Source organism: Xenophilus sp. Marseille-Q4582, from assembly GCF_916700565.1.
Taxonomy (GTDB): Bacteria; Pseudomonadota; Gammaproteobacteria; order Burkholderiales; family Burkholderiaceae_C; genus Xenophilus.
In genome coordinates, this window is record NZ_CAKAKO010000004.1 from 253,494 (window position 1) to 269,028 (window position 15,535).

The 15,535-nt window shown below is 67.6% G+C and carries 16 protein-coding genes and 1 tRNA gene; 6 read left to right on the forward strand and 11 right to left on the reverse strand.

From position 1 onward, the window contains the following. Position 1: 1 nt before the first annotated feature. The 5 genes from LG388_RS16525 to LG388_RS16545 form a co-directional block, all read right to left on the reverse strand. The gene (locus tag LG388_RS16525; RefSeq protein ID WP_370630208.1) at positions 2-967 is read right to left on the reverse strand and encodes an A24 family peptidase; all 966 of its coding nucleotides are present in this window, start codon (positions 965-967) and stop codon (positions 2-4) included. Then, positions 964-2,214 carry a type II secretion system F family protein gene (locus tag LG388_RS16530; RefSeq protein WP_225783834.1) on the reverse strand — a complete coding sequence of 417 codons (1,251 nt, stop codon included), beginning with the start codon at positions 2,212-2,214 and terminating at the stop codon, positions 964-966. Before LG388_RS16530 ends, LG388_RS16525 begins: the two co-directional genes overlap by 4 nt. Positions 2,215-2,237: 23 nt before the next feature. Further along, complete coding sequence (gene pilB / locus LG388_RS16535; RefSeq protein WP_225783835.1) at positions 2,238-3,971, reverse strand: type IV-A pilus assembly ATPase PilB; 1,734 nt, start codon at positions 3,969-3,971, stop codon at positions 2,238-2,240. Positions 3,972-4,106: 135 nt separating this feature from the next. Then, positions 4,107-4,183 (reverse strand) — tRNA-Pro (locus tag LG388_RS16540). Between the two features lie 48 nt (positions 4,184-4,231). Further along, complete coding sequence (locus tag LG388_RS16545) at positions 4,232-5,224, reverse strand: polyprenyl synthetase family protein (protein ID WP_225783836.1); 993 nt, start codon at positions 5,222-5,224, stop codon at positions 4,232-4,234. A gap of 164 nt (positions 5,225-5,388) precedes the next feature. Between LG388_RS16545 and rplU the strand changes: the two genes are divergently transcribed. The 4 genes from rplU (at position 5,389) to proB (ending at position 8,337) form a co-directional block, all read left to right on the forward strand. After that, positions 5,389-5,700, forward strand: a complete 312-nt coding sequence (rplU, locus tag LG388_RS16550) for a 50S ribosomal protein L21 (protein ID WP_225783837.1) — start codon at positions 5,389-5,391, stop codon at positions 5,698-5,700. A 15-nt stretch (positions 5,701-5,715) separates the two neighbouring features. After that, positions 5,716-5,973, forward strand: a complete 258-nt coding sequence (gene rpmA, locus LG388_RS16555) for a 50S ribosomal protein L27 (RefSeq protein WP_225783838.1) — start codon at positions 5,716-5,718, stop codon at positions 5,971-5,973. Positions 5,974-6,071: 98 nt separating this feature from the next. Beyond that, a complete protein-coding gene (gene obgE, locus LG388_RS16560; protein WP_225783839.1) occupies positions 6,072-7,136 on the forward strand; it encodes an Obg family GTPase CgtA in 1,065 nt (354 codons plus the stop codon). Between the two features lie 64 nt (positions 7,137-7,200). Then, a complete protein-coding gene (gene proB / locus LG388_RS16565) occupies positions 7,201-8,337 on the forward strand; it encodes a glutamate 5-kinase (RefSeq protein WP_225783840.1) in 1,137 nt (378 codons plus the stop codon). Positions 8,338-8,390: 53 nt separating this feature from the next. On the opposite strand, the gene LG388_RS16570 is transcribed toward proB, so the two are convergent. Together LG388_RS16570 and LG388_RS16575 are read right to left on the reverse strand one after the other, a co-directional pair. Continuing rightward, on the reverse strand, positions 8,391-8,975 hold the full coding sequence (locus LG388_RS16570) for a CNP1-like family protein (RefSeq protein WP_225783841.1): 585 nt from the start codon (positions 8,973-8,975) through the stop codon (positions 8,391-8,393). Then, positions 8,923-9,603, reverse strand: coding sequence for an RNA pyrophosphohydrolase (locus tag LG388_RS16575; protein WP_225784405.1), 681 nt, complete (start codon positions 9,601-9,603; stop codon positions 8,923-8,925). The genes LG388_RS16570 and LG388_RS16575 overlap by 53 nt, the downstream gene beginning before the upstream one ends. Positions 9,604-9,733: 130 nt before the next feature. On the opposite strand from LG388_RS16575, the gene LG388_RS16580 reads away from it, so the two are divergent. Together LG388_RS16580 and LG388_RS16585 are read left to right on the forward strand one after the other, a co-directional pair. After that, positions 9,734-11,479: a proline--tRNA ligase gene (locus LG388_RS16580; RefSeq protein ID WP_225783842.1), complete on the forward strand. Its 1,746-nt coding sequence runs from the start codon at positions 9,734-9,736 to the stop codon at positions 11,477-11,479. Next, positions 11,476-12,138, forward strand: coding sequence for a lytic transglycosylase domain-containing protein (locus LG388_RS16585; RefSeq protein WP_225783843.1), 663 nt, complete (start codon positions 11,476-11,478; stop codon positions 12,136-12,138). The genes LG388_RS16580 and LG388_RS16585 overlap by 4 nt, the downstream gene beginning before the upstream one ends. Before the next feature lie 29 nt (positions 12,139-12,167). Here LG388_RS16585 and LG388_RS16590 read toward each other — a convergent pair whose 3' ends face one another. The 4 genes from LG388_RS16590 to grxD form a co-directional block, all read right to left on the reverse strand. Then, positions 12,168-13,490, reverse strand: a complete 1,323-nt coding sequence (locus tag LG388_RS16590; RefSeq protein WP_225783844.1) for a hemolysin family protein — start codon at positions 13,488-13,490, stop codon at positions 12,168-12,170. Between the two features lie 68 nt (positions 13,491-13,558). Next, a complete protein-coding gene (locus LG388_RS16595) occupies positions 13,559-14,557 on the reverse strand; it encodes an AAA family ATPase (protein ID WP_225783845.1) in 999 nt (332 codons plus the stop codon). A 103-nt stretch (positions 14,558-14,660) separates the two neighbouring features. Beyond that, positions 14,661-15,161, reverse strand: a complete 501-nt coding sequence (locus LG388_RS16600; protein WP_225783846.1) for a cupin domain-containing protein — start codon at positions 15,159-15,161, stop codon at positions 14,661-14,663. 14 nt (positions 15,162-15,175) lie between these two features. Further along, the gene (grxD, locus tag LG388_RS16605; RefSeq protein ID WP_225783847.1) at positions 15,176-15,499 is read right to left on the reverse strand and encodes a Grx4 family monothiol glutaredoxin; all 324 of its coding nucleotides are present in this window, start codon (positions 15,497-15,499) and stop codon (positions 15,176-15,178) included. Positions 15,500-15,535: the final 36 nt, after the last annotated feature.

Sequence of the window (15,535 nt, forward strand, 5' to 3'; positions counted from 1 at the left end):
GTCAGTGGCCCAGCGCGACCAGCGGAAAGGCGAAGGGAACCGAAGCGCGCAGCGTGTCCGGCCCCACGACCAGGCACAGCAGGCCGGCCCCGGCCAGGAAAGGGCCGAAGGAGATCGGGATGTCCTTGTGTGCCAGCCGGCCTGCCAGCAGCAGGGCGCCGCCCAGGATCGCGCCGACCAGCGACGAGGCGAGCACGATGGCGACCAGGAAATCGGCGCCGAACCAGGCGCCGAGCGCCGCCAGCAGCTTGAAGTCGCCATAGCCCATGCCTTCCTTGCCGGTCGCCAGGCGATAGAGGTGGAAGATGCTCCACAGGCTCAGGTAGCCCAGCGCCGCGCCCCAGAGGGCCGAGGAAACCGGCACACCGGTCCAGCCCAGGGCCGATCCGAGCAGGCCGAGCCACAACAGCAGGTAATTGAGCGAGTCGGGCAGCAGCTGCGTGTCCAGGTCGATCATGAACTGGCAGACCAGGAGGGCACAGAAGGCTGCCCAGAGCGCGGCCGGCGGGGTCAGGCCCCAGCGCCAGGCGCACAGGGCGAAAAGCAGGCCCGCTGCGAGTTCGACCGCCGGGTAGCGCCAGCCGATGCCTTGGCTGCAACTGCCGCAACGGCCGCGCAGCAGGGCAAAGCTCAGCAGCGGCACGTTCTGGTACCAGCGGATCGGCGTGCCGCATTGGCCACAGCGGGAGGCTGGGCGCGACAGCGTCAGCGGCTCGAGCCTGTCGACGGCGGCCAGCGCCTCGGCGGCCGCCGTTTCCAGCCCCTGCGGGGCGGGGGCGGATGGGCCCATCACCAGGCGCCACAGGCTCGGCACATCGGGTATCGGCGCCAGGTTGCCTGCGGCATCGCGCAGCCAGTCGCGATACATCATGCGCGGCAGCCGGTGAATGACGACGTTGAGAAAACTGCCGACCAGCAGGCCGAGCACGCCGCCCACGGCGGCGTCGAGCCAAGCCTGCATCATCAGACGACCTGGCCGAGCTTGAAGATGGGCAGGTACATGGACACCACGATGCCGCCGATCAAGGTGCCCAGGAACACGATGATGATGGGCTCCATCAGGCTGGAAAGGCCCGCGACCATGTCGTCGACTTCCTGCTCGTAGAAGTCGGCGGCCTTGCCCAGCATGTGGTCGATGGAACCGGACTCCTCGCCGATGGCGGTCATCTGCAGCACCATGGACGGGAACAGTTGGGCATTGGTCATGGCCGTGGTGAGGCTGGTGCCGGTGGACACTTCCTGCTGCACCTTGATGGTGGCGTCGGCGTAGACCGTGTTGCCCGAAGCGCCTCCCACCGAGTCCAATGCTTCGACCAGCGGGACGCCGGCCGCGAACATGGTCGACAGCGTGCGCGTCCAGCGCGCGATGCAGGACTTGTTGATCAGATCACCGAAGATCGGCATGCGCAGCAACAGCCGGTCCATGACACGCTGAACCTTCTCGCTGCGCTTCCAGGCCTGAAGGAAAAAATACAGGCCTCCACCGATCACGCCGAAGATCAGCCACCAATAGGAAACGAAGAACTCGCTGACGGCCATCACGAAAAGGGTCGGCGCCGGCAGATCCGCCCCAAAGGACGTGAACACTTCCTTGAAGGCCGGGATCACGAAGATCATGATGATCGCGACCACCACGAAAGCAACCACGACCACCGAGGTCGGATACATCAGCGCCGACTTGATCTTGGACTTGATGGCCTCGGTCTTCTCCATGTAGGTCGCCAGGCGGTCCAGCAGGTCTTCCAGGATACCGGCGGCCTCGCCGGCCTCGATCAGGTTGCAGTACAGGCTGTCGAAATACTTGGGGAACTTCCGGAAGGCTGCCGAGAGGGAAGTGCCGGTCTCCACGTCCGAGCGGATGTCGTTCAGCAAGCGCGTGACGTTGGCGTTCGCGTTGCCGCGACCCACGATGTCGAAGGCCTGCAGCAGAGGCACGCCGGCTTTCATCATGGTGGCCAGCTGGCGCGTGAAGATCGCGATGTCCTTGGGCTTGATCGCCTTGCCCGAGCGCATGCGGCGCTTCTTGATCTTGGTGACCAGAATCCCCTGGCGGCGCAGGCTGGCCTGGATCTGGTTCTCGCCGGCGGCGCGCATCTCGCCGCGCACGACCTTGCCGTTGCGGTCGCGCCCTTCCCATTCGTAGATGGTTTCCTTGCTGCTGGCGCTGTTGCTCCTGCTGGTGCGCGTGCTGCTGGTGCGTGCGGCGGTGGCCATGGCGATCTCTTCTCCGATGCGCGTTATTCGTTGGTGACGCCCAGCACTTCCTCGAGCGAGGTCACGCCTTGCATGACCTTCTGCAGGCCGGACTGCCGCAGGGAGCGCACGCCTTCCTTCTCGGCTTGCGCCGCGATTTCGAGCGCACTCCCATCGCGAAGGATGATCTTCTGGATCTCCTCGCTGATGGGCATCACCTGGTAGATGCCGACCCGGCCCTTGTAGCCGTTGTTGCAGGCCGGGCAGCCGACGGCCTTGTAGGGCTTCCACTTGCCGTCCAGCTCCGTGTCCTTGAAGCCGGCGTCCAGCAGGGCCTGCTGCGGGATGTCGGTGGGCACTTTGCATTGCGCGCACAGGCGGCGCGCCAGGCGTTGCGCGGTGATGAGGATGACGCTGGACGCGATGTTGAAGGGGGCAATGCCCATGTTGCGCATCCGCGTCAACGTCGTCGGGGCATCGTTGGTGTGCAGCGTGGACAGCACCAGGTGCCCGGTCTGGGCCGCCTTGATCGAAATGTCCGCCGTCTCCAGGTCGCGGATTTCGCCCACCATGATGATGTCGGGATCCTGGCGAAGGAAGGACCTGAGCGCCACGGCGAAGGTCAAGCCGGCCTTCTCGTTGACGTTGACCTGGTTGACGCCCGGCAGGTTGATTTCGGAAGGGTCTTCCGCGGTCGCGATGTTCACGCCCGCCTTGTTGAGCAGGTTCAGGCAGGTGTACAGCGACACCGTCTTTCCCGAACCGGTGGGGCCCGTCACCAGGATCATGCCGTAGGGCCGCCCGATGGCGGTCATCAGCCGTTCCTTCTCGTCCGCGTCATAGCCCAGTGCGTCGATCCCCAGCTTGGCGCTGCTGGGGTCCAGAATCCGGATCACGATCTTCTCGCCGAAGAGCGTGGGCAGCGTGCTGACGCGGAAGTCGATCACGCGCTCGGGGCCGATCTTGAGCTTCATGCGCCCGTCCTGGGGCACACGCTTCTCCGAGATGTCCAGTTTCGAGATGACCTTGATGCGCGAGGCCAGCTTGTCCTTGATGGCCACCGGCGGACTGGCAATTTCCCGCAATTCCCCGTCGACGCGAAATCGCACGCGGTAGTTGTGCTCGTAGGGCTCGAAGTGGATGTCCGATGCCTTCATGTTGAAGGCGTCGATCAGCATCTTGTGCAGGAAGCGCACGATGGGTGCGTCCTCCACTTCCGCGACGGCCTGCTCGCTGACTTCGTTGGTCTCCCCCGAAGCCAGGTCGTCGAACTCGAAGTCGGTGCCGACCATGCTGTCGACGGCTTCGCTGGTACTGGTCGCAGCCGCTTCCACCAGGCGCGACAGCTTGTCGTACTCGGCGATCACCCAGTCCACGCCCATCTGCGAGGTGAACTTGATCTTGTCGCTGGCCTGCTGGTCCGTCGGATCCGCCGTGGCCACGATCAGCCGGTTGCTGCGCTTGCCCAGCACCACGATGCGGTAGGCCAGGCACAGCTTGGCGTCGAGCAGGTCCTTGGGCAGGCGCTGGGGGTCGACCGCATCCAGGTCCAGCAGCGGCGCGCCGAACGCACTGGACAGCGTGTGGGCCAGATCGGCTGCCGAGACCGCGCCCGTGCCCGTCAGCTCGGCGATGAAACTCGTGCGCGCCGTGCGCGACTTCTGGTAGATCTCTTCGGCCGCCCTGACCTGGAGCTTGCCCGCAGAAATCAGCGCGCGTGCCAAGCCTGGCAGAGCGACGGCGGTGTTTTCTTTGGTAATGGGGTCGGCGGCTGCCATGCGGCGCTTGTAACTAGACGTGAAAAGTGATTCACGATCATCGCCGAAGCAGGGGGGGCTGTAAATGCCGCGTCAGCAACAGTTTGCGAAGCAGTTGGCATTCACTGATCACAAACTAAACCATGCGTGTTCACATGGTCGGGGTGAGAGGATTCGAACCTCCGGCCTCTACGTCCCGAACGTAGCGCTCTACCAGGCTAAGCTACACCCCGATTGCTTTGCCGCTTGCAAGCGGCCACGAATGTCACGCCGTGATGGCGTCAAGCGCGGCGCTGAAGCAGCTGAGCCGCTAATTGTAGCAAACCTTCGGCGTGCCTGTTGCGCGGCAGTGCGTTCAAGGCCTCGATCGCGCGCTGAGCCTCTGCGGCGGCGGCCTCCCGCGTGGCTTGCAGGGCGCCACTGCGGCGCACGATCTCCACGATCCGCGGCAGCTGTCCGACGTCCCCCTGCTCGATCGCATGCCGGACCACCGCGGCTTCGTCCGGCTGGGCGCGCCGCATAGCCAGGATGAGCGGGAGCGTGGTCTTGCCTTCGCGCAGATCGTCCCCCACGTTCTTGCCGGTTTCGGCGGCGTCGCCTTCGTAGTCCAGCAGGTCGTCGATCACCTGGAAGGCCGTTCCGATGGCCTGGCCGTAGGTGGCGCACGCCTCCTCGACATCGCGGGAGCTGCCTGCCAGCACCGCGGCCAGGCGCGTGCTGGCCTCGAAGAGCTTGGCCGTCTTGGATCGGATGACCTGCAGGTAGGCCGTCTCGTCCAGCGAGGCGTCGCCCATGTTCATGAGCTGCAGCACCTCGCCTTCGGCGATGACGTTGGTGGCTTCGGCCAGGATCTCCATCACGCGCATGTCCTGCGCCTCCAGCATCATCTGGAACGCGCGCGAATAGAGGAAGTCGCCGACCAGCACGCTGGCGGCATTGCCAAAGGATTCGTTGGCCGTCGGGCGGCCGCGCCGCAGGGTGGACTCGTCCACGACGTCGTCGTGCAGCAGCGTGGCGGTGTGGATGAACTCGACCACTGCCGCCAGGTTGAAATGCTGGCGCCCCCGGTAGCCCAGTGCGCCGCTCATCAGCAGCAAAAGGGTGGGGCGCAGGCGCTTGCCGCCGGCGGCAATGATGTAGCGCGAGACCTGGCTCACCAGCGGCACCCCGGTGGACAGCCGGGCCGAGATCACCTGATCGACTTCGGCCATGTCGTCGGCGACGAGCCGCAGGACGGCAGCGGTGGTGGACAGGTCTTCTTGGGGGGCTGGCAAGGGTAGGAGCGCGCAGGGGCGCGAGTGCGGACAATCGCGCGCAATTATAGGGAGCGGTGTTCTCGCGGCAGGCCGCACGTGCACGGCCGGGCGAGCCGTGCTAACATGGAGGGCTTCGCGGAATTCGCCGCGAGGACTATCTTCGAGAGATCCGAAAGGTATCTATGTACGCGGTCATAAAAACCGGCGGCAAGCAGTATCGCGTTGCTTCCGGCGAAAAAATCAAAGTAGAACAGATTGCTGCGGACGTTGGCCAGGAGATCGTGATCGACCAGGTTCTGGCCGTCGGCAACGGCGCTGAGATCAAGGTCGGTACGCCCCTGGTGTCCGGCGCCACCGTCACGGCCACGGTCGTGGCGCACGGCAAGCACGACAAGGTGCGCATCTTCAAGCTGCGTCGTCGCAAGCACTATCAGAAACGTCAAGGCCATCGCCAGCAGTTCACCGAACTGCAGATCGGTGCGATCGCCGGCTAACTGGAGCAAGACACCATGGCACAGAAAAAAGGCGGCGGCTCTACGCGAAACGGGCGCGATTCGAAGCCCAAGATGCTCGGCGTGAAGGCCTTCGGCGGTCAGGTGGTGAGCGCAGGCTCCATCATCGTGCGCCAGCGCGGCACCCGCATGCACGCCGGCGTGAACGTCGGCGTGGGCAAGGACCACACGCTGTTCGCGCTGGTCGACGGCCGCATCTCCTTCGGCTCGAAGGGCGCGCTGAACAAGCACACGGTCAGTGTGACGCCGGTCTGAGCGTTCCACGCTCGGATGCACGCGAAGCCCCGCTCGTCGGGGCTTTTCTGCTTTCAGGCGCTCGGCACCGCGCGCCGTCTTTGTAAACTGGGTTTCCCATGAAGTTCGTCGACGAAGCCTTCATCGATGTCGCCGCCGGCGACGGCGGCAACGGCTGCGTGTCGTTCCGCCATGAGAAGTTCAAGGAGTTCGGCGGTCCCGACGGCGGTGACGGCGGGCGTGGCGGCCATGTGCTGGCCGTGGCCGATCCCAACCTCAACACGCTGGTCGATTTCCGCTTCGCCCGCCGCCACGAAGCCAAGCGCGGCCAGCACGGCATGGGCTCCGACATGTTCGGCGCCGCCGGGCAGGACGTGACTCTGCGCATGCCCGTCGGCACCGTCATCACCGACGCCGAGACGGGCGAGGTGCTGTTCGAACTGCTGACCCCGGGCGAGACCATCACCATCGCCAAGGGCGGTGACGGGGGTTTCGGCAACCTGCGCTTCAAGTCCTCGATCAACCGCGCGCCGCGGCAGAAGACCCCCGGCTGGCCCGGCGAGCGCAAAAGCCTGAAGCTCGAGCTCAAGGTGCTGGCCGACGTCGGCCTGTTGGGCATGCCCAATGCGGGCAAGTCCACGCTCATCAGTGCCGTGTCCAATGCACGGCCGCGCATCGCCGACTATCCCTTCACCACGCTGCACCCCAACCTGGGCGTCGTGCGCGTCGGCCCGGAACAAAGCTTCGTGGTGGCCGACCTGCCCGGCCTGATCGAAGGCGCGTCCGAAGGCGCGGGCCTGGGCCATCTGTTCCTGCGCCACTTGCAGCGCACGCGGCTGCTGCTGCACGTGGTCGACCTGGCGCCGTTCGATGACAACGTCGATCCGGTCGCCCAGGCCAGGGCCATCGTGGCCGAGCTCAAGAAGTACGACGAGGCGCTGTACAAGAAGCCGCGCTGGCTGGTGCTCAACAAGCTGGACATGGTGCCTGCGGAAGAGCGCGAGGCGCGGGTGGCGGATTTCGTCAGGCGCCTGCGCTTCAAGGGGCCGGTGTTCCGGATCTCCGCGCTGACCCGCGAGGGCTGCGAGCCGCTCGTGCAGGCCGTCTACCAGCACGTGAAGGCCGAACAGGTGGCCGCCCAGCCGCCGGCCGAGCGCGACCCCCGTTTCTCCGACCCTCTTTGATGCATTCGCGGCGCGCCCCTGCGGGCGCTGGCCGCGTGCAGCACCCCGCCCTCGTTTTCCGCTCATGACTCAGACAGTTGCTTCCCCCGTGCTGCGCGACGCCCGGCGCATCGTGGTCAAGGTGGGCTCCAGCCTCGTGACCAACGAAGGGCGCGGGCTCGACGAGCGCGCCATCGGTGAATGGTGCCGCCAGCTGGCGGCGCTGGTGGGCGAGGGGCGCGAAGTGGTGATGGTGTCCAGCGGCGCCGTGGCCGAAGGCATGAAGCGTCTGGGCTGGTCGGCGCGGCCGAAGGAAATCCATGAGCTGCAGGCCGCCGCCGCCGTGGGCCAGATGGGCCTGGCGCAGATGTACGAAAGCCAGCTGCGCCAGCAGGGCATGGGCAGCGCGCAGGTGCTGCTCACGCATGCCGACCTGGCGGACCGCGAGCGCTACCTCAACGCCCGCTCGACCCTGCTGACGCTGCTCGCGCTGGGTGTGGTGCCGGTGATCAACGAGAACGACACGGTCGTCAACGACGAGATCAAGTTCGGCGACAACGACACGCTGGGCGCGCTGGTCGCGAACCTGGTCGAAGCCGATGCGCTGGTCATCCTCACGGACCAGAAGGGCCTGTACACGGCCGACCCGCGCAGCAACCCCGAGGCGCAATTCGTGCACGAAGGACGGGCGGGCGATCCGGCACTGGAAGCGATGGCCGGCGGCGCCGGCTCCAGCATCGGGCGCGGGGGCATGCTGACCAAGATCCTGGCTGCGCGGCGCGCCGCAGGCTCGGGTGCTTCCACGGTCATTGCCTGGGGCCGCGAGCCCGATGTGCTGCTGCGGCTCATGCGCGGCGAGCCCATCGGCACGCTGCTGGTGGCCCAGACCGCCAAGCATCATGCGCGCAAGCGCTGGATGGCGGACCATCTGCAGCTGCGCGGCGCCGTGCGGGTGGATGCGGGGGCCGCGGCCAAGGTACGCGGCGAAGGCAAGAGCCTGCTGCCCATCGGCATGACCGGCGTGGAAGGCGAGTTCTCGCGCGGCGACGTGATCGCCGTACGCGACGAGGCCGGCTTGGAGCTGGCCCGTGGGCTGGCCAACTACGCGAGCAGCGAGGCGCGGCTGCTGTGCCGCCGCGCCTCGTCGGAGATCGAAGGGCTGCTGGGCTATGTCGCGGAGCCCGAGATGGTCCACCGCGACAACATGGTGCTGATGGGCTGAAGGGCGTCGATGCCCTCGGCCTGGCGACCGCGCTGGCGCGGCCGCCCTCGGTTTCAGTAGCGCAGGATCTCCGGCTGCTTCAGCTCGCGGATCATGTCCGCCACCGTGCCGCGCGGCGCGCGCCCGCCCGCGCAGAGGCTCTGTTTGGCCAGCTGGTAGGTGTAGATCGAGTTGCGGTCGTCGATGCGCTTCCACTCGGGCGCCGTGACCGTGTTCCATTGGCCGCCGCTGTAGCGTGCGTAAGTCTTGTACTCATCGGTGGCGCAGCGCACGCCCTCGTAGAACGCGTTCACGGTGTCCGTGCCCTCGCGGTGGGCGACCACCACATAGCGCACCACGCCGTCGCCCGTCACGCTCATGGTCTTCGGGTCCACGCCGAAGCGCAGCGACATGTAGGGGGGCATCTCCAGCGGCACCAGCCGGCGCAGGTCGAAGTCGGGCGGCGGAGGCGCCTCTTCCTCCTTCCACTCCTTGGGCTCGAAATGGCTGTGGTCCAGTCCGCCATCGCGCTCGATGCGCCGGCGCGCATCTTCCTGCGGCTGGGCCGTGGCCTGCAGGGCGCACAGCGCCAGGCAGGCGGCAGCGCTAGCGCGCAGGAAATCGGTGGCCCTGGGCCGGCGGATCGAGGTCAGAAACATGGGGGTTTGCCAGCGGCGCAGCGGCCGCGCTGGGGTCCGGGTCGAAGCTCGCGCCCGGAGGAAGTTCGAAGGGAGGGCCGGCCTGCAGGCCGGGCGCCGGACGTTCGGTGTCCCGTTGGCGCGTGCCGCCCCGCAGGAAGCGATTGCGTGCGTCGTGGCGCGGCAGGAAGCGTGCGAGCTCGGTCAGCGCCATCTCGTAGACGCCGCGCTTGAATTCCACCACCACATCCAGCGGCACCCAGTAGTCGTTCCAGCGCCAGGCGTCGAACTCGGGGTGATTGGTGGCGCGCAGGTTCAGGTCCCAGTCATGGCCCATCAGCTGCAGCAGGTACCAGATCTGCTTCTGGCCCTTGTAGTGCCCGCGCGCGTCGCGGCGGATGAAACGGTCCGGCACCTCGTAGCGCAGCCAGTCGCGCGTGCGTGCGACGATGCGCACATGCTCGGGTCGCAAGCCCACTTCTTCGTGCAGCTCGCGGAACATCGCCTGCTCGGGGGTCTCGCCCCGGTCGATTCCGCCTTGCGGAAACTGCCAGGAGTGGGTGCGGATGCGCTTGCCCCAAAAAACCTGGTTCCTCTGGTTGAGCAGGATGATGCCGACGTTGGGCCTGAAGCCGTCCCGGTCAAGCATAATCAAACCCCAATTTTTGAACTGGTTCGATTATGCATAGATGCGCCCCCCGGCGCACCCGCACGAGCCAGAGAGGGCCGTGCACATGCGGCCCTTTGTTTTTCAGCCCCTGCACGCGAGCCTTGCGCCCATGAAAGCGTCCCGATTCCTCGTCTCCACCCTCAAGGAAGCCCCGGCCGATGCCGAGGTGGCCAGCCACCGGTTGATGACCCGCGCCGGCATGATCAAGAAGCTGGGCGCCGGCATCTATACCTACATGCCCATGGGCCTGCGCGTCATTCGCAAGGTGGAGGCCATCGTGCGCGAGGAAATGAACCGGGCCGGCGCCATCGAGCTGACCATGCCCGTGGTGCAGCCCGCCGAGCTGTGGCAGGAGACGGGCCGCTTCGACAAGATGGGCCCCGAGCTGCTGCGCATCCAGGACCGCCATGACCGCGACTTCGTGGTGCAGCCCACCAGCGAAGAGGTGGTGACGGACATCGCGCGCCAGGAGATCAAGAGCTACAAGCAGCTGCCGCGGAATTTCTACCAGATCCAGACCAAGTTCCGGGACGAGCGCCGTCCGCGCTTCGGCCTGATGCGCGGGCGCGAGTTCATCATGAAGGATGCCTACAGCTTCGACCGCAATGCCGAAGCGGCCAAGGCCAGCTACCAGGTGATGGCGCAGGCCTACCGCGCCGCCTTCGACCGCTTCGGCCTGCGCTACCGCGCCGTGGCCGCCGACAGCGGCGCGATCGGCGGCGACCTGAGCGAGGAGTTCCAGGTGATCGCGGCCACGGGTGAAGACGCCATCGTCTACTGCCCGGACAGCGACTACGCGGCCAACATGGAGAAGGCCGAGGCGCTCGCGCCGGCCGGTCCGCGCCCGGCCGCCACCCAGGCCCTGGCCCGGACACCCACGCCCGGCAAGGCCACCTGCGCCGAAGTGGCCGAACTGCTGGGCGTGCCGCTGTCGACCACCGTCAAGTCCCTGGTGCTGGCCACCGACCGCGTGGACGACGCGGGCCGGGCGCTGCCGGCCCAGGTCTGGCTGCTGCTGCTGCGCGGCGACCACGACCTGAATGAAGTCAAGGCCGGCAAGCTGCCGGGCTTCGAGGGCGGCTTCCGCTTCGCCACGCTGGCCGAGATCGAAGACCACTTCGGCTGCAAGCCCGGCTACCTGGGCCCGCTGTCGCTCAAGCAGCCGGTCAAGGTGGTGGCCGACCGCGAAGTGGCCGTGATGGCCGACTGGATTTGCGGCGCCAACGAGCCCGACTTCCACATCACCGGTGTCAACTGGGGCCGCGACCTGGCCGAACCCGACCTGGTGGCCGACATCCGCAATGTCGTGGCGGGCGACGCCTCGCCCGACGGCAAGGGCGTGCTGGCGATCGAGCGGGGCATCGAGGTGGGCCATGTGTTCTACCTGGGCACCAAGTACAGCAAGGCCATGAATGCCACCTTCCTGGAGGAAGACGGCAAGCCGCGCCTGCTGGAAATGGGCTGCTACGGCATCGGCATCACGCGCCTGCCCGCCGCGGCCGTCGAGCAGAACCATGACGAGCGCGGCATCATCTGGCCCGACGCCATCGCGCCCTTCACCGTGGTCGTGTGCCCCATTGGCATGGACCGCAGCGAGGCCGTGAAGGCCGAGGCCGAGCGCCTGTATGCCGAACTGCTGGCCGCAGGCGTGGACGTGATCCTGGACGACCGCAACGAACGCCCCGGCGCCATGTTTGCCGATTGGGAACTGATCGGCGTGCCGCACCGCATCACCATCGGCGACAAGGGCCTCAAGGAAGGCCTGGTCGAGTACCAGCACCGCCGCGACACGGCTGCGACCAAGCTGCCGGCGGCCGAAGCGGGCGCCTTCGTGAAGGCGCGCCTGCAGGCATGAACCGGGGCGCGGGTGCGCAGCGGCTGTCGCGGCGGCGCTGGCTGGCGACGGGCGCGGCCCTGCCGCTGGCTGCGCTGCCCGGACTGGCGCAGGCCGGCTCGCAACTCGAGGAGCCGCTGGCCGACGCGGTGCGCGCCGCGCTCTCGGCGGCCATCCGCAATGCCGCGCCGCCCATTCCGGAATTCAACGACACCGAGTCGCGGCTGCGCTACCTGCGCTGGCTGGGCGCCATGGGCGACCGCCTGTACCGCCGCATTCCGGACCGGCGCGAGCGCCTGGAGCTGCTGCAGACCATCTGGTACGAATGCCGCCGCGCGGGGCTGGAAGTGAGCCTGGTGCTGGGCCTGATCCAGGTCGAGAGCAACTTCCGCCGCTTCGCCATCTCCAGCGCGGGCGCGCGCGGCCTGATGCAGGTCATGCCTTTCTGGACCCGCGTGATCGGCGATGGCGACCCGGCGCGGCTGTTCCACATGCAGACCAACCTGCGCTTCGGCTGCCAGATCCTGCGCCACTACCTCGACCGCGAGCGCGGCGACCTGTTCATGGCGCTGGGCCGCTACAACGGCAGCCGCGGCCGCGCGCCCTACCCGAACGCGGTGTTCGCCAACCAGCGCCACTACGTCTTCGACGACCGCGCGCCTGCGGGCCTCGCGGGCTGAGGGCTTCGGCCGCGCGCCGCGCCTTCGGCTCAGCCGGCCGGCGGCGTGCCCGGCGCCGCGGCCGGTCCGCCGCGCGTGATCATCACCTGGTCGATGCGGTGGCTGTCCACGTCCATCACCTCGAAGGTGAAGCCGCCCCAGCTCACGCTGTCGGTGCGGCGCGGCACGCGGCGCAGCATCACCATCAGGAAGCCGGCCAGCGTCTCGTACTCCTCGGCATGCGGCAGCTCGTCGATGTCCAGGGCGCGCTGCACGTCGCCGATCGGCGTCACGCCATCCACCAGCCAGGAGTTCTCGTCCCGGCGCATGATCTGCGGCTCGTCGTCGGGCGTCTGCACCAGCTCGCCCATCACCGTGCTCATCACGTCGTTGAGCGTGATCACGCCCACCACCAGGCTGTATTCGTTCACCACGATGGCGAAGTCCTCGCTGGCCAGGCGGAACTGCTCCAGCACCTCGGTCAGCGTGAGCCGGTCCGGGATCACCAGCGCCTTGTGCAGCGGCAGGCCTTTGTCGAACTGCAGCGGCTGGCCCGAGAGCACGCGGTGGAACATGTCCTTGGCGTCCACGTAGCCCAGGACGTGGTCGATGTCTCCTTCACACACCGGGTAGGCCGAGAAGGGCTCGGCCACGATCCGTGCGCGCAGCACCGATTCGGGGTCGTCCTTGTGCAGCCAGGCGATGCGGTCGCGGCTGGTCATCACGCTGCTGACCAGACGCGTGTCCAGTTCGAACACGTTGGCGATCACCTGCTGCTCGCGCGCGGCCAGCACGCCGGCCTGGGCGCCGGCCTCGGTCATGGCCAGGATGTCGGCCGAGGTGATGGTGTCCTCGCGCTGCGTGGGCAGGCCCAGCAGCCTGAACAGCATGTCCGTGCCGCGCATGAACAGCCACACCAGCGGCTTGAGCAGCGTGATGCACACCTGCATCGGCCCGACCAGGCGCATGGCCACCTGCTCGGGCGCGTTCATGCCCAGCCGCTTGGGGAACAGGTCGGCAAAGACCAGGAACAACGACACCACGCACACGAAGGACGCGCCGAAGGCCAGCCGCTGCGCCAGCACGGGCTCCATCCACCACTCGAACACCTGCGCGAAGTAGGGCGTGAGCGCGCCTTCGCCCACCACGCCGCCCAGGATGGCGATGGCGTTGAGGCCGATCTGCACCACCGTGAAGTAGTGGCCCGGCTGCTCCTGGATCTGCATCACCTTCTGCGCCCGCGCGTCCCCGTCGTCGGCCAGCTGGCGCAGCCGCAGGCGGCGCGCGGCGGCCAGGGTGATCTCGGCGAGCGAGAAGAAGGCGCTGGCGGCGATGAGGACGGCGATGAGGAGCAGGCTTTGCGTCAGGGACATCGTGCGGGCGGCAGCGGCCTGGAGGGCCGTGCGCGCCCGGAAGGATAGCGCCCTCTGGACAGCGCCCTCTATTGCACGAAACCGATGCGGCTGCGAGCGCCGGTGGAGCTGCGCGGCAGGTCTTCGATCAGGACGGTGTCGCGTTTGGCCAGGCGGGCGTTGCCGAAGCCCGTCATCAGCGCCCGCCGCATCTCGCGCGGCGCGAGGGCTGCCAGCGCGTCGAGCACGTCGTCGGTCGGCTCCGGTGCCAGGTGGCGGCCCCAGTCGTGCTCGCCGCGGATCGAGCGGTAGAGCTTGCCCGCGATGCGGCGCGCCTGCTCGGGCGAGGGGGCGTCGATCTCGAACACGTTCATGCGGTTGAGGATCGGCTCGGGCACGGAGCGCTCGTCGTTGGCGGTGCTCACCCAGATCACCTGGCTGGCGTCGATCGCCACCTCGGCGAACTCGTCCACGAAGCTGTGCGCCGTGTCGTGCTCGAGCAGCGAATACAGGGCGCCCAGCGGGTCGTACTGCGCGTCGGCGCTGGCCTTGTCGATCTCGTCCACCACGATCACCGGGTTGGCGTACTGGCCGTCCACCAGCGTCTCGAAGACCTTGCCCGGACGCGAGCCCTTCCATTGCGAGGACGCGCCCGAGAGCAGCCACCCGGCCGTCATCGAACTCATCGGCACCAGCGACATGCCGGTGCCCAGCAGCTCCGCCAGCCGGCGTGCGAAGTGCGTCTTGCCGATGCCCGGCGGGCCCAGCAGCAGCATGGGCGTCACCTCCAGGCCGTCGCGGCAGTCCTGGGCCAGGGCGACGTGGCGGCGCACGTCGTCCAGCGCATCGGTGAAATTGGGGAGCTCGTCGTACAGCGAAGCCATGTCCGGCACGCCGCTGGGCTTGACCTGGAAGCGCTCGGGGCCGCGTTCGAGCATGCGCTCGTAGGTGGTGCGCAGGTGCTCGTGTTCGCGCTCGGGCAGCTTGGCCAGCTTGCGCTCCACCTCGTGGGTCTGGTAGACGCTGCGCAGCTGCGCGACGGGCAGCTGGAAGGCAACATCGGCCGGGACGAGACTGCGGGAATCCATGGACACCTCCGAATCGAACACGGGAGGATCACAGCACAAGCCGTGCCCGGTGGTCAATCGGTGGGTGCCGCCCGGGGCTTGGCGGAAAGAACCGCCCGGCGCCTCAGACGCCGCCGGTCGGGTGCGTGGGGTCGACCCACAGCACCGTCTCGGGCTTCTCGACCGGTTCGATGTCGATGTTCACCGCCACGGCCTCGCCATCGCTGCGGCACAGCACGCACTCGAGCGGCTCGGTGGCGCTGGCATTGATTTCCTGGTGCGGGACATAGGGTGGCACGTAGATGAAGTCGCCCGGGCCCGCCTCGGCCGTGAACTCCAACTGCTCGCCCCAGCGCATGCGGGCACGCCCGCGCACCACGTAGATCACCGACTCCAGATGCCCGTGATGATGCGCGCCCGTCTTGGCGTTGGCATGGATGGTCACGGTGCCGGCCCAGAGCTTCTGGGCGCCCACGCGGGCGAAGTTGATCGCCGCGGCCCGGTTCATGCCGGGCGTCTGGGCCGTGTTCGTATCGAGTTGATGGCCGGGAATCACACGCACGCCGTCGTGCTTCCACGCCGGCTCGGCAGGGTCGCCGTGATCGTGGGGATGATCGTGCGCCATGCCGGCAGCCCTGCTCAGGCGGGTTGGGCCAGCACCTGCTGCAGCTCGCCCGACTCGTACATCTCCATCATGATGTCGGAGCCGCCGATGAATTCGCCCTTCACGTAGAGCTGCGGGATCGTGGGCCAGTGGCTGAATTCCTTGATGCCCTGGCGGATCTCGGCGTCGTCGAGCACGTTCACGGTCTTGATGGCCTTGGTGTCCACGCCGCAGGCCTTGAGGATCTGGATGGCGCGGCCGGAGAAGCCGCACATGGGGAAGCTGGCGCTGCCCTTCATGAACAGCAGGATGTCGTGGGTCTGGACGAGTTCGGCGATGCGTTGCTGGACGTCGGTCATGGGATTTCCTTCGCGGGAGGGCGTGGGGCGTTGGGC

Coding starts and splice junctions, on each gene's coding strand:
- pilB (WP_225783835.1), bottom strand. CDS start 3,971: ATGGCAGCCGCCGACCCCATTACCAAAGAAAACACCGCCGTCGCTCTG.
- LG388_RS16585 (WP_225783843.1), top strand. CDS start 11,476: ATGAACCGGGGCGCGGGTGCGCAGCGGCTGTCGCGGCGGCGCTGGCTG.
- rplU (WP_225783837.1), top strand. CDS start 5,389: ATGTACGCGGTCATAAAAACCGGCGGCAAGCAGTATCGCGTTGCTTCC.
- proB (WP_225783840.1), top strand. CDS start 7,201: ATGACTCAGACAGTTGCTTCCCCCGTGCTGCGCGACGCCCGGCGCATC.
- LG388_RS16590 (WP_225783844.1), bottom strand. CDS start 13,490: ATGTCCCTGACGCAAAGCCTGCTCCTCATCGCCGTCCTCATCGCCGCC.
- obgE (WP_225783839.1), top strand. CDS start 6,072: ATGAAGTTCGTCGACGAAGCCTTCATCGATGTCGCCGCCGGCGACGGC.
- LG388_RS16575 (WP_225784405.1), bottom strand. CDS start 9,603: ATGCTTGACCGGGACGGCTTCAGGCCCAACGTCGGCATCATCCTGCTC.
- LG388_RS16580 (WP_225783842.1), top strand. CDS start 9,734: ATGAAAGCGTCCCGATTCCTCGTCTCCACCCTCAAGGAAGCCCCGGCC.
- LG388_RS16530 (WP_225783834.1), bottom strand. CDS start 2,214: ATGGCCACCGCCGCACGCACCAGCAGCACGCGCACCAGCAGGAGCAAC.
- LG388_RS16595 (WP_225783845.1), bottom strand. CDS start 14,557: ATGGATTCCCGCAGTCTCGTCCCGGCCGATGTTGCCTTCCAGCTGCCC.
- rpmA (WP_225783838.1), top strand. CDS start 5,716: ATGGCACAGAAAAAAGGCGGCGGCTCTACGCGAAACGGGCGCGATTCG.
- LG388_RS16570 (WP_225783841.1), bottom strand. CDS start 8,975: ATGTTTCTGACCTCGATCCGCCGGCCCAGGGCCACCGATTTCCTGCGC.
- LG388_RS16600 (WP_225783846.1), bottom strand. CDS start 15,161: ATGGCGCACGATCATCCCCACGATCACGGCGACCCTGCCGAGCCGGCG.
- grxD (WP_225783847.1), bottom strand. CDS start 15,499: ATGACCGACGTCCAGCAACGCATCGCCGAACTCGTCCAGACCCACGAC.